Here is a 12,751-nt window from a genome sequence, read left to right as displayed (position 1 = left end):
CGACGGGCGCCACGCGTGCGTGGCACCCCGACAGGGCGGCTCCGGAAGGTTCCGGGGCCGCCCTTGTCGTGGGCGTCGGGGATACTGGGAGGCGCAGAAGCGAAGAGGGAAAGGCCACAACGTGACTGAGATCGAGATCGGGCGCGGCAAGCGCGGCCGCCGGGCGTACGCCTTCGACGACATCGCCGTCGTCCCGAGCCGCCGTACGCGGGACCCGAAGGAGGTCTCGATCACCTGGCAGATCGACGCCTACCGCTTCGACCTGCCCTTCCTGGCGGCTCCGATGGACTCGGTCGTCTCCCCGGCCACCGCGATCCGTATCGGCGAGCTGGGCGGCCTGGGCGTTCTGAACCTGGAAGGCCTCTGGACGCGGTACGACGACCCGCAGCCGCTGCTCGACGAGATCGCCGAGCTGGACGCGGAGACCGCGACACGCCGCCTCCAGGAGATCTACGCGGCTCCCATCAAGGAGGAGCTGATCGGGCAGCGCATCAAGGAGGTGCGCGACTCCGGGGTCGTCACCGCCGCCGCGCTGTCCCCGCAGCGGACCGCGCAGTTCTCCAAAGCCGTCGTCGACGCGGGCGTGGACATCTTCGTCATCCGCGGCACGACGGTGTCCGCCGAGCACGTCTCCGGTGCCGCCGAGCCGCTGAACCTGAAGCAGTTCATCTACGAGCTGGACGTCCCGGTGATCGTCGGCGGCTGCGCCACGTACACCGCGGCCCTGCACCTGATGCGCACCGGCGCGGCCGGTGTCCTCGTCGGCTTCGGCGGCGGCGCCGCGCACACCACGCGCAACGTCCTGGGCATCCAGGTCCCGATGGCCACCGCGGTCGCCGACGTCGCCGCGGCCCGCCGCGACTACATGGACGAGTCCGGCGGCCGCTACGTGCACGTCATCGCCGACGGCGGTGTCGGCTGGTCCGGCGACCTCCCCAAGGCGATCGCGTGCGGCGCCGACTCGGTGATGATGGGCTCCCCGCTCGCGCGCGCCACCGACGCGCCGGGCCGCGGCCACCACTGGGGCATGGAGGCGGTGAACGAGGAGCTGCCGCGCGGCAAGAAGGTCGACCTCGGCACCGTCGGCACCATCGAGGAGATCCTCACCGGTCCGTCGCTCATCCCGGACGGCTCGATGAACATCTTCGGCGCCCTCCGCCGCGCGATGGCGACCACGGGCTACAGCGAGCTCAAGGAGTTCCAGCGCGTCGAGGTGACGGTCGCGGACTCGCAGCACAAGCGGTAGTTCTGCCGCTCGCACGCCGTACGCGAGAAGGGCCCGACCACTGGAAGGTGGTCGGGCCCTTCTCGCGTACGCGGGCCTGTCAGCTGCTGGTCAGCAGCTCGGCGACGCTCGCCAGGATCAGGACGATGCCGCCGAGGCCGACGACTGTGGCGTACACCCGGTACCCGATGGCGACGGCCGAGCCCGCCGGCGGAGCGAAGCTGCCGCTGCCCAGGGCATTGAGGTCCACGTTGCGCTGCCGGAAGGCCTCCAACGCGTCGGCGGAACCCCGCACATTGAAGGCGACCCAGGACCCGGCCACCGCGGCCGGAAGGCCGAGCAGCATCAGGAACACGTAGCTGGGCATCCTCAGAGCCCGGCCTTGCGCGTGCTCTGGAACGCCACGTAGGCCGCGATCGCGAAGAAGACGAAGGTCAGCGGGTCCGCCTCGGCCTTCCAGGCTTCCTGGACCACGTCGAAGTGGTCGAAGAAGACCTCGCTGAAGCCCACGCCGAGCTGCTTCGCGCCGATCATGGCCTCGCCGATCAGCTGGCCGAGGTAGATGGACGCGACCGAGACGATGACGCTGACGACCGGCAGGGTCTGGTTGCGGCCTCCGAGGCGGCCCGCGGCGATGCCGACCAGGAAGCCGACGCCCACCGCGGCGTAGCCGATCTCGTGCTTGGTGGCGCCGATGATGAGGCCGTACAGGATCGCGGAGATCACGCCGGCGCCGAGGGCGGCGACGACGCCGAGCACCAGGTTGTTGCGCACCGGCACGGCCGGGGCGACGGGCGCGACCGGGAAGCCCGGCTGGGGCGCGCCCTGCGGACCTGCCTGCTGCGGGAAGCCCGGCTGCGGCGCGGTCGGCTGGGCGGGCTGACCGGCGTACGGGTTGTTGTCGACCGGCGCGGCGGACTGGCCGGCGTACGGGTTCTCGTCGACCGGCGGACCGGGCGGCGGCGTGGTCTGGCTCATGTGGGATCCCCCCCAGGGATACGAGCACACCTGTGTGGTGCGCGGGAAGCGTTCGCGCACGCGTGCGGGACGCCCGGGACGCGGGCGTACTTGTGTGCGAGAGCTGCCGCAGATTAGCAGGCGGGAGTGACAATCCGTGAGGGGAATTTCCGGGGTCAGAGCCGGTGTGCCGCGCCGGTCGGGGTCGCTCCCCTTGTGTCCAGGAGGAGTTGGGCCTTCACGGACAGTCCCTGCAGGTCGTACGTGCGGTGCTGCTGCAACAGGATCGTCAGGTCGGCGTCGGCCGCGGCCTCGTAGAGGGAGTCCGCGCGGGGCACGGGCCGGCCGAGGACGCTCCAGGCGGGGACGTGCGGGTCGTGGTAGCTGACGGAGGCGCCGAGTTCCATCAGGCGCACGGCGATCTCGTGGGCGGGGGAGCCCTGTTGGTCGGCGATGTCCGCCTTGTAGGTGACGCCGAGGAGGAGCACGCGCGCGGCGCGGGCGGATTTGCCGTGCTCGTTGAGCAGGGTGGCGGCGCGCTGGATGACGTACTGCGGCATGTGGCTGTTGACCTGCTGGGCCAGTTCGACCATCCGCAGGGGGCGGCCCGAGTGTCCCGCGAGGTCCTGGGGGATGCCGTGTCCGCCGACGCCGGGTCCGGGCCGGAACGCCTGGAAGCCGAACGGCTTGGTCTCCGCGCAGCGGATGACGTCCCACAGGTCGACGCCGAGGTCGTTGCAGAGGACGGCCATCTCGTTGACGAGGGCGATGTTCACGTGCCGGAAGTTGGTCTCCAGGACCTGCACGGTCTCCGCCTCGCGGGGGCCGCGCGCGCGGACGACCTTGTCGGTGAGGCGCCCGTAGAAGGCGGCCGCCGACTCGGTGCACGCCGGTGTGAGGCCGCCGATGACCTTGGGGGTGCCGGCCGGGGTGAAGTCGCGGTTGCCGGGGTCGACCCGGCTGGGCGAGTAGGCGAGGTGGAAGTCGCGTCCCGCGCGCAGTCCGGAGCCGGATTCGAGGAGCGGGCGGAGGAAGTCCTCCGTGGTGCCGGGGTGCACGGCCGATTCCATGATCACCGTGGTGTGCGGCCGCAGCCGGGCGGCGAGGGTGCGGGCCGCGGTCTCCACCTGGGTGAGATCGAGGGTGCCGTCCGCGCCCCGGGGGGTCGGCGCGCAGATCACGGCGGTGCGGACGCGGCCCAGCTCGGCCGGGTTCGCGGTCGTCCGGAAGCCCCCCGAGAGCATCCGGCGCAGTTCCGCGGGGGTGAGGGAGCCGCTTTCCGGCCCCGTTTTGTAGCCGACCGTGGAGATGCCGGCGGTGACCGCGGCCTGGGCCAGGGGCAGGCCGAGATGACCGAGTCCGATGACGGCGAGGTCTGCGGGCATGGAGTGGGCCGTCCTTCCCAGTAACCGAAGCGGGACAGGTGCGCAAGCCCTGTGGACAGGATGGGCGAGAGCAATGTCAGACTAGGAGTAAATATGACCGATTTGCGGGATTGTCCGCCCAAGATTCCCTACGAGTCGCCGAGTGTTGTCCACAGGCTGAGGATGGACGGTGGCCGAGGAGGGGCAAGACGGTCAGACTTGGGCAGGTGGGGATGTGAGCCGGGCGTCGTCCGGCAGTGCGGCCAGCGCGACAACAGCGGGAGGCAGCGGTGAGGACAGCGACACTGGGGCCGGCGGAGCGAGCCGAGTCACTGGCGGGAATGGCCGAGCGGGAGCTGGACGTGCTGGTGGTGGGCGCGGGCGTGGTCGGCGCGGGCACCGCTCTGGACGCCGTGACACGCGGCCTGTCCACCGGTCTGGTCGAGGCGCGTGACTGGGCCTCGGGGACGTCGAGCAGGTCCAGCAAGCTGATCCACGGAGGACTGCGCTATCTGGAGATGCTCGACTTCGCGCTGGTGCGTGAGGCGCTGAAGGAGCGCGGCCTGCTGCTCGAACGGCTGGCGCCGCACCTCGTGAAGCCCGTGCCGTTCCTGTACCCCCTGCAGCACAAGGGCTGGGAGCGCCTGTACGCGGGCTCAGGCGTCGCGCTCTACGACGCGATGTCGATGGCCCGCGGCCACGGACGCGGCCTGCCCACCCACCGTCACCTCTCCCGCAGCCGCGCCCTGCGCGTCGCCCCGGCCCTGAAGAAGGACGCCCTGGTCGGCGCCCTCCAGTACTACGACGCCCAGATGGACGACGCCCGCTATGTGGCGACCCTGGTGCGCACGGCCGCGGCGTACGGCGCGAAGGTCGCCAACCGCGCCCGGGTCACCGGCTTCCTCCGTGAGGGCGAGCGGGTCGTCGGCGCGAGGGTGCGCGACGTCGAGGGCGGCGGCGAGTACGAGATCCGCGCCAAGCAGATCGTCAACGCCACGGGCGTGTGGACCGACGACACCCAGGCGCTGGTCGGGGAGCGCGGCCAGTTCCACGTCCGCGCGTCCAAGGGCATCCACCTGGTCGTGCCGAAGGACCGGATCAACTCCTCCACGGGACTGATCCTGCGCACCGAGAAGTCCGTGCTCTTCGTGATCCCCTGGGGCCGCCACTGGATCATCGGCACCACCGACACCGACTGGGACCTCGACAAGGCGCACCCGGCGGCGTCCAGCGCCGACATCGACTACCTGCTGGAACACGTGAACTCGGTGCTCTCCGTCCCCCTCACCCGCGACGACGTCGAAGGGGTGTACGCGGGGCTCCGGCCGCTGCTGGCCGGGGAGTCGGACGCCACCAGCAAGCTGTCGCGCGAGCACACCGTGGCCCACCCGGTGCCGGGACTCGTCGTGGTGGCGGGCGGCAAGTACACGACCTACCGCGTGATGGCCAAGGACGCCGTGGACGAGGCGGTGCACGGGCTGGACCAGCGCGTCGCCGAATGCGTCACCGAGGAGACGCCGCTGGTGGGCGCCGAGGGATACCACGCGCTGTGGAACGCGCGAGCGCGCATCGCGGCCCGCACCGGCCTCCATGTGGTGCGCGTGGAGCACCTGTTGAACCGTTACGGCTCGCTCGCCGAGGAACTCCTCGACCTCATCGTGGCGGACCCGACGCTCGGTGAACCGCTGCCGGCAGCCGAGGACTACCTCCGGGCCGAGATCGTCTACGCAGCCTCCCACGAGGGCGCCCGTCACCTCGACGACGTGCTGACCCGGCGCACCCGCATCTCCATCGAGACGTTCGACCGCGGCACCCGCAGCGCCCGCGAGGCCGCCGAGTTGATGGCGCCGGTCCTCGGCTGGGACAAGGACCAGATCGAGCGCGAGGTCGAGCACTACCAGAAGCGTGTCGAGGCCGAGCGGGAGTCCCAGCGCCAGCCGGACGACCTGACGGCGGACGCGGCGCGGCTCGGAGCGCCGGAGATCGTGTCGTTCTGACCGGCGCGGTGCGGTGGGTGAGGGGCGGCTCCGTACGGGGTCGCCCCTCACCCGTGCCCGCACCGCCACCGGCCGTCCGGTTCCCGCTGCTGTCACTCGAAAGGATGCTGTGAGCTGGGATCTTTGCCCGGGGCCCGGCCGTTCTACGGGGTGCGGGGACAGAACTCGGCGGCGAGCACGGCCGGTTCGAGTGCCGGGTCCGTGACCCCGCCCGTGTTCACCCGGAAGGTGAGGACACGACGACCGCCGACGGTGGCCGCGCTGCGCACGTAGCTGCCGGAGATGCGGCCGTTGTGTCCCCACACCGTGGTCCCGCACGGCAGCTTCACCGGGAACGGCCCCATGCCGTACGCGCCGTGTGCGGCACGGGTGTCGAGCATCTCGCGCCGCCGGTGCGGGGGCAGCAGCTCGTCGTCGAGCAGTGCCGCGTAGAAGCGGTTCAGGTCGGCGAGCGTGCTCACCAGCTCACCCGCCGCGCCGGCCACGCGCGGGTCGAGCGCGGTGTCGTCGGCGCCGTCCGCCGTGTACGCGCGGCCGTGCGGCAGGGGAAGGGAGACACGGGCGCCCGGGAAGGAGGTGCCGGTCAGACGGAGGGGGGTGATGATGCGTCGCTCGGCCTCGGCGGGGTACGAGCGGCCGGTGACCTGCTCGACGACCGTGCCGAGCAGGACGTAGTTGGTGTTCGAGTAGGCGAAACGGCTGAGACCGGTGGGGGGATGGTTGAGCGCGATGCGTAGGGACTGAAACGGTGTCAGGGGGACGGTGCCCCCGGTGTCCGAGGTGACGTCGTACAGGCCGCTGGTGTGGCGGAGCGGGGCGCGCAGGGTGATGCGGCGGCCGTCGTTGCCCGCGCCGCGCGCCAGTCCGGGCAGATGGTCGTCCACGGAGTGGGACAGGGACAGCCGGTGTTCGGCGGCGAGTTGTGGGACGACCGTCGCGACGAACGTCTTCGTGATTGATGCTTCCCGCGCGGAAGTGGTCGGCGCGGGCGATGCCGTCACCCGCGTTCGTGAAGCGGGCGTTCGGCCCCTCGGCGGTGAGCAGTGCGGCGGCCGGAGCACCTCCGCGGGTCACCAGGCGGGCGAGCGCGGTGTCCGAGGCCGGGGTGACGGGGCCCTGCGAGGCGGCGAGGACCGGTTCCAGCAGGCCGGTTCGGGCCATGCCGAGGAGGGACCGGGTCACGGTTATCGCCAGGAGTGTCCGGGCTGTCCGGGGTTGCGGCATCGGCGGCGGCCTCCTTGTCGCGGCCCGTCATGGGGGACGTTTCTGTGAGGGAGGCCAGGTGGGGCGCGTGTGCGGGGCTCCGGGGGCCGGACGGGCGCTCTGGGTGGGGTGCGACCGTTGTGGGGGCGTTGGCGGGGGCCCGTCGTCTCACTGGCTGAGCTGTTGCGGTTCCAGGGCCCCCCAGGGCGTCGGGCACTTGTCGGGTGAGGGACAATGAAGGCTCTGTCAGGGCGGGTTGCATGAGGGGACGCATGTCGGAGGCGGAGCGGGCGGGAGCATCCCGTCAGGACAAGAGCGAACGTCTCCTCGCCGGGCGGTACCGGCTGGGGGATGTTCTCGGCCGCGGCGGCATGGGCACGGTGTGGCGCGCGCAGGACGAGACCCTGGGCCGCACGGTCGCCGTGAAGGAGCTGCGGTTCCCGTCGAGCATCGACGACGAGGAGAAGCGCCGGCTCATCACGCGCACGCTGCGGGAGGCCAAGGCGATCGCGCGGATCCGGAACACGGGCGCGGTCACCGTCTTCGACGTGGTCGACGAGGACAACAGGCCGTGGATCGTGATGGAGCTCATCGAGGGCAAGTCCCTCGCCGAGGCCATCCGTGAGGACGGGGTGCTCACGCCGAAGCGCGCCGCCGAGGTGGGGCTCGCCATCCTCGACGTGCTGCGCGCGGCGCACCGCCAGGGCATCCTGCACCGGGACGTGAAGCCGTCGAACGTGCTGATGTCCGACGACGGCCGCGTCGTGCTCACCGACTTCGGCATCGCGCAGGTGGAGGGCGACCCGTCCATCACCTCGACCGGCATGCTCGTCGGAGCCCCCTCCTACATCTCGCCCGAGCGGGCGCGCGGTCACAAGCCGGGCCCCGCCGCCGACCTGTGGTCGCTGGGCGGACTGCTGTACGCGTCGGTGGAAGGCGTGCCGCCGTACGACAAGGGTTCCGCGATCGCGACGCTGACCGCCGTGATGACGGAGCCGGTGGAGCAGCCGAAGAACGCGGGTCCGCTGGAGAGCGTGATCTACGGTCTGCTCGCCAAGGACCCCGAGCAGCGGCTCGACGACGCGGGCGCCCGCGCCCTGCTGAACGAGGTGCTGCGCGAGCCCGAGCCGAAGGCCGCCGAGCCGGAGCCGATGGACGCGACGAAGGTCGTGACCCTGCCGCCGGTTCCGGAAGAGGGCCTGGGACGGCGGAGTTCGGGCAGCGGTACGGGCTCCGGAGCCCGGAAGGGCGAGGAGGCGTCCGAGCGGTTGCGCGGGGCGCTGCGTTCGGTGCGCAAGGCCGCTTCGGCGGCCGGAGCCGCCACCGCCGCGGCGACGACGCGTGCGAAGGCCCCGGGCGGGTCCGCGGAGATCCCCGGAGCGCGGAGCGCGGCCGGGACGGCTGACCAGGGCAAGGACAAGGGCAAGGAAAAGGGCAAGGGCGGGAGCGCCGGCGCCGCCTCCGGTGGGGCCGCGGCCGCTGACGCCTCCGTGGCGTCTCCCTCCGAGGGACTGTCGCCCGCGGAGTCGGGCAAGGCCGAGGACACCGGTCGTGACGGTTCGTCGGTGAACTCCAGTTCGGCCGGGGAGGCCGGTGCGGCGGGTGCCGCCACGCGGAGCACCCCCGGGTCCGGATGGCCGGCGGCCCCCGAGCGGCGGCCGCGGCCGGTGCCGAAGGCGTCGCTGACGGACGTCGTGCCGCGCCGCACGCTGGTGGTCATCGCCCTCGTCGTGGCACTGGCGGTGCTCGGCACCGTCCTCGCCCTCACCCTCGGCGGCGGGGACGACAGCGGCACCAAGGACAACAAGGGCGGTGCCGCGCCGACCGCGTCCAGCGGGGCGAGCGCCGGCAGCGACAAGGGCTCCGGCACCAAGAGCGACGACAAGGACGACAAGGGCTCCGAGCACACCGACAAGGGCGACACTTCCGGTTCGGGCTCGGGCTCCGGCTCGAAGGAGTCCTCGGGCACCTCGGCGGATCCGAGCGCGGGCGCCTCCGAGGGTTCGGGCGGCGACGACAAGGGGTCGGGCTCCACGGCGGAGTCGACGTACAGGAGCAGCCAGGGGTTCTCGATAGGGCTGCCGAAGGGCTGGAAGTACCAGTCGGCGGACTCCGCCGGGGCACGGTTCTCCGGGCCCGACGGGCAGAGGCTCCTCGTCGGCTGGACGACGACGCCCAAGGACGACCCGGTCGCGGACTGGCGCAACCAGGAGCGCTACATGACGCGCCCCCAGTACACGCGCCTGCGCATAGAGAAGGTGGACTACCGCGGCTGGAACACGGCCGACTGGGAGTTCACCTACGTGGACGGCGGCACCAAGTACCGGTCGATAGACCGAGGTTTCGTTGTGAACGCGCATCAGGGGTACGCGTTGATGTACACGGCGAAGGCCTCCGCCTGGGACAGCACGCTGCGCAAGGAGACGTGGAAGACGCTGAGTCAGACGTTCCGGCCGAAGTCGTGACGTACCGCTCGCCGAGGTGACGTTCCGCCACGGATGGACGGCCTGAGATCTCGCATCACCGCTCTGCGGGTTGCCTCGGGCACGTATCGTGAGTGGTTGCGGACCGTACGAAGCCGTAACGGGACGCAGGGCGAACGGAATTGACCGACCGGTCGGCTGGGGGAGGCATCGTGGACGAATACGCGGGACGCGTACTCGCGGACCGGTACCGCCTGCCACTGCCGCCGTCCGACGAGTACGAACTCGCCGAGAGCCGCGCCTTCGACACCTACAGCGGGCAGGAAGTCCTGGTGCGGCAGGTGCCGTTGCCGGAGGTCGTCGAGGCCGAGATGCTCGACGCGGACGGCCTGCCCGAGGGTTTCGTCGCGCGGGACGGCGGAGCCCGGCGGGCGTCCGCGCGCACCACGCGCCGGCCCGCCGAACCGGCCGTGCGGCGCGCGATCGAGGCCGCCCAGGCCGCCGCGCAGATCCCCGACCACCCCCGGCTCGACCAGGTCTTCGACGTGTTCGCCGAAGGCGGGTCGCTGTGGATCGTCAGTGAGTTGGTGCCCGCGAGGTCGCTGGCGGCCCTGCTCGCCGAGAAGCCCCTCAGCCCCTACCGAGCCGCCGAGGTCGCCTCCGACGTCCTGACCGCACTGCGGGTCCTGCACGCGCACGGCTGGGTGCACCGGAACATCACCGCGCGCACGGTCCTCGTCTGCGACGACGGCCGCGTGCTGCTGACCGGACTCGCGGCGGGAGCCGCCGAGGAGGCGCTGTGCGGGTACGACCCGGTGCCGGTCCGCGAGGACGACCTCGGAGCTGAGCCCGGCCCCGGGGCCGGGACGGGCACCGAGACCGTCGCCCGCCGTGGCTTCGCGGGGCAGCAGGGGCCCGGCGGCCAGGCCGGCCCGGGCGCGCAGCGGGGCACCGGCGACCGGAGCGGTCCGCGCGGCCACGGTCCCGCGGGCGGGATCGGATTCGGAGGCGGCACCGCGCACGGGGTCGCCGTCGCGGCCACCTCGGGCGCCGACGCGGAAGAGGCCCGGCGCGCGGCCATCGAGGCCCGTGCCGAGCAGGGCACGCCCGTACCGGGCAAGCCCACGCCAGGAGCACCGGCCCGCGGCCCGCGCGCTCTCGAAGCGGGCGGCCCCGCCCGTCCGGGAGGCCCGCGGCCGGGACCCGGCGAACCGGTCGAGACGCCCGAGGCGGGCGGCCGGGCGGACGGTCCCGGAGGCGACATCCGCGCGGCGCGCGCGGGAGCCATCGCCGCGTACCGCGCGGGAGCGCGAGCCGCCGCCCGCGTGCAGGAGGAGCAGCGGGGCGACCCGCTCGCCCTCCCGGCGCCCCGGCCCGGGACCAGCGGCGAGCAGGCCCAGGAGACCGAGTCGCACGGGCAGTACCCGCAGCAGGGCCCGTACGGGCAACCGCTTCAGCCGGGGCAGTACGGCGCCGCTCCCTCGCCCTACGGCCAGGGGTACGACCCGGCGGCCGACCCCCAGCAGGCCCCGGAGTACGGCTCCTCGGCCGACCCGCAGCAGACCCAGGCGTACGGAGTTCCCCACCTGCCCGCCCAGGGTGGACAGCAGCGTCCGCCCAGCGCGCCCCCCGGCCAGATAGCCGACCCGTACGGAGTCGGCGGTGCCGGCTGGCACGGCGCGCAGCCGCGCTCCGCGCGAGGCACCGGCGGGGACGGCGGCCAGGGGCGCCACACGCTTGCCGGTGGAACGGCCGGTCGGCCGGGCCCGGGAGCCACGGGATACGGCAACCCCGCGCCGGGTCCGGCGCAGCAGCAGTCGTCCGCCACGGAGTACGGCGGCCGTCCCGGTGCGCCCGGGCCCGCTGGCGCCCCCGACAGCGGAAGGACGCAGGGCAACCGGGCCCCCGAGGGCTGGGTTCCCGACAACAGTCACGGGCCCGGCGGCCTCCGCGCCCCTCAGATCCCGGGTCAGCAGCGCGGTTACCCGGACGCGGGCCACACCCGGGTGCCCGGCACCTCACCGGCCGCGCCGGTTCCGGACCACACCCGCGCTCCCGGCGCCCCTCAGCTCGCCGCTCCCGCCTCGCACGGCACCCAGGGTGCGAGCGGTGGATGGGGCGAACTGGTCGCCGGTGCGCCGCCGCGCCGCGGTCCCGCCACCGCGCTCGCCGCCGAGCGGGCACGGCAGGCACGGATGGCCGTGGTCGGGCCGGTCACCGAACGCTGGGCACCGGAACAGGCCGGCCCCGTCCACGAGAACTGGCAGCTGGCGGCCCCCATCGGACCCGCCACCGACCTGTGGGCACTGGGCGCCCTGCTCTTCCGCGCCGTACAGGGCCACGCGCCCTACCCGGAGGAGAACACGGCCGAGCTGGTCCAGCTGGTGTGCGCCGAGCCGCCCGCGTTCGCCGAGGAGTGCGGCCCGCTGCGTCCCGTCGTCGAGTCGCTGCTGCGTCAGGACCCCACCGAGCGGCTGGACTTCGAGGAACTGCGCGGCTGGCTGCGGTCGCTGGTGCGCTCCGCGCCGGAACCCGAGGCAGGGGCGCACGTCGTGGCCGCGCCGCCCGTCGACCCGAGCCGGCTGCCGATCGTCCGGCGTCGGGGCGAGCTGGTCCGCAGGCGCCGCGCCGGACTTCCCGCGACGAGCCCGCACGCCCGGCACAAGCGCGGCAGGCGGGAGGGATCGGGCAAGCCCCGAAGCCTGGGGCGCAACCTGGTCCTCCTGGTGCTGCTCCTGCTGGTCGCGGCGGTCGCGTACGCGATGGTCTTCCTGCCCAAGTCCGGTGAAGGCGGCACGGACGACCAGGGCACCGGTGCCGTCGGGCAGGTCAGTCCCGCCCCCGACACCGGTGGCGGCACCGACGCGAGCAGCGAGCCGCGGCCCGACCAGACCTCGCCGTCCGCCGACAAGAGTCCGTCGGGGAAGGCGAGTTCGACGTCCGGCGGCAGCGCCGGCGATCCCGATGTCGCACAGGGCTTCACGCTCCGCAAGGACCCCGCGGGATTCCGGGTCGCCGTGGCGAGCGGCTGGGACCGCACGCCGAAGAACGGACGCGGCCAGGTCGTCTACTCCCACGGGGACTTCGAGCTGATCGTCGTTCCGGGCCGGGACAGCACGAGCACCTACGGCAGCGACCCGATGACGTACCAGCGGGAGACCGAGAAGGAGTTGCAGCCCTTCCGCGACTCGACGTGGGCCACGTCCAGCGGGATGCGGCGCATCGACGTGGGCGGCCGGGTGATGGCCGAGGGCCAGTTCACCTGGCAGGACTCGGCGGGGCGTTCGCTCTACGTGCGCAACCTCGCGATCATCGCCGGCGGGCACTACCACGTGGTGCAGCTGCGCGGCCCGGAAGCCGAACGCGACGAGGTGACGCGGCTCTACGAGCAGGCCTCCGCGACCTACCAAGTCACCGGCTGAGCGGGCTCCCTGACCGTCCGGCACGGTTCCGCCCGTGCGCGGCCGCGTTCAGGCAGCTGAGGACGGCTGAACACCGAACGGTTCCCTCCCGTACACCGAAGGGAGAACCGTCACAGTGCTGTCTCCGTACGACCCCGCTTGTTCCCTGCGCGGTGACCGA

7 protein-coding genes and 1 pseudogene are annotated in these 12,751 nt (G+C 72.9%); 4 read left to right on the top strand and 4 right to left on the bottom strand.

Features of this window, described 5'->3' with window-relative positions:
* The first annotated feature begins 121 nt into the window (after nucleotides 1-121).
* The gene (locus tag OG406_RS16810; RefSeq protein WP_164372434.1) at nucleotides 122-1,246 is read left to right on the top strand and encodes a GuaB3 family IMP dehydrogenase-related protein; all 1,125 of its coding nucleotides are present in this window, start codon (nucleotides 122-124) and stop codon (nucleotides 1,244-1,246) included.
* Between the two features lie 79 nt (nucleotides 1,247-1,325).
* Here the strand turns inward: OG406_RS16810 and OG406_RS16805 are convergent, their stop codons facing one another.
* The 3 genes from OG406_RS16805 to OG406_RS16795 form a co-directional block, all read right to left on the bottom strand.
* Nucleotides 1,326-1,592, bottom strand: a complete 267-nt coding sequence (locus OG406_RS16805; protein ID WP_329186453.1) for a hypothetical protein — start codon at nucleotides 1,590-1,592, stop codon at nucleotides 1,326-1,328.
* Nucleotides 1,593-1,594: 2 nt separating this feature from the next.
* Nucleotides 1,595-2,203, bottom strand: a complete 609-nt coding sequence (locus OG406_RS16800) for a hypothetical protein (protein ID WP_329186451.1) — start codon at nucleotides 2,201-2,203, stop codon at nucleotides 1,595-1,597.
* A gap of 155 nt (nucleotides 2,204-2,358) precedes the next feature.
* The gene (locus OG406_RS16795; RefSeq protein WP_081218939.1) at nucleotides 2,359-3,567 is read right to left on the bottom strand and encodes a nucleotide sugar dehydrogenase; all 1,209 of its coding nucleotides are present in this window, start codon (nucleotides 3,565-3,567) and stop codon (nucleotides 2,359-2,361) included.
* Between the two features lie 269 nt (nucleotides 3,568-3,836).
* Between OG406_RS16795 and OG406_RS16790 the strand changes: the two genes are divergently transcribed.
* Complete coding sequence (locus OG406_RS16790) at nucleotides 3,837-5,543, top strand: glycerol-3-phosphate dehydrogenase/oxidase (protein WP_164372437.1); 1,707 nt, start codon at nucleotides 3,837-3,839, stop codon at nucleotides 5,541-5,543.
* Between the two features lie 143 nt (nucleotides 5,544-5,686).
* On the opposite strand, the pseudogene OG406_RS16785 reads toward OG406_RS16790, so the two are convergent.
* A pseudogene (locus tag OG406_RS16785) lies at nucleotides 5,687-6,767 on the bottom strand (serine hydrolase domain-containing protein).
* 251 nt (nucleotides 6,768-7,018) lie between these two features.
* Here OG406_RS16785 and OG406_RS16780 point away from each other — a divergent pair.
* Both OG406_RS16780 and OG406_RS16775 read left to right on the top strand, forming a co-directional pair.
* On the top strand, nucleotides 7,019-9,211 hold the full coding sequence (locus OG406_RS16780; protein WP_329190848.1) for a serine/threonine-protein kinase: 2,193 nt from the start codon (nucleotides 7,019-7,021) through the stop codon (nucleotides 9,209-9,211).
* A gap of 170 nt (nucleotides 9,212-9,381) precedes the next feature.
* A complete protein-coding gene (locus OG406_RS16775) occupies nucleotides 9,382-12,591 on the top strand; it encodes a protein kinase (protein WP_329186448.1) in 3,210 nt (1,069 codons plus the stop codon).
* The last annotated feature ends 160 nt before the right edge of the window (nucleotides 12,592-12,751 follow it).

It is taken from the genome of Streptomyces sp. NBC_01428 (genome assembly GCF_036231965.1).
GTDB lineage: Bacteria > Actinomycetota > Actinomycetes > Streptomycetales > Streptomycetaceae > Streptomyces.
The sequence above is the reverse complement of the archived record's forward strand: the minus strand, read 5'-3'. Positions and strand labels throughout refer to the sequence as shown.

Bases quoted from the DNA above. Each gene is read 5' to 3' on its own strand.
- OG406_RS16795 (WP_081218939.1), bottom strand. From the start codon at position 3,567: ATGCCCGCAGACCTCGCCGTCATCGGACTCGGTCATCTCGGCCTGCCC.
- OG406_RS16805 (WP_329186453.1), bottom strand. From the start codon at position 1,592: ATGCCCAGCTACGTGTTCCTGATGCTGCTCGGCCTTCCGGCCGCGGTG.
- OG406_RS16780 (WP_329190848.1), top strand. From the start codon at position 7,019: ATGTCGGAGGCGGAGCGGGCGGGAGCATCCCGTCAGGACAAGAGCGAA.
- OG406_RS16800 (WP_329186451.1), bottom strand. From the start codon at position 2,203: ATGAGCCAGACCACGCCGCCGCCCGGTCCGCCGGTCGACGAGAACCCG.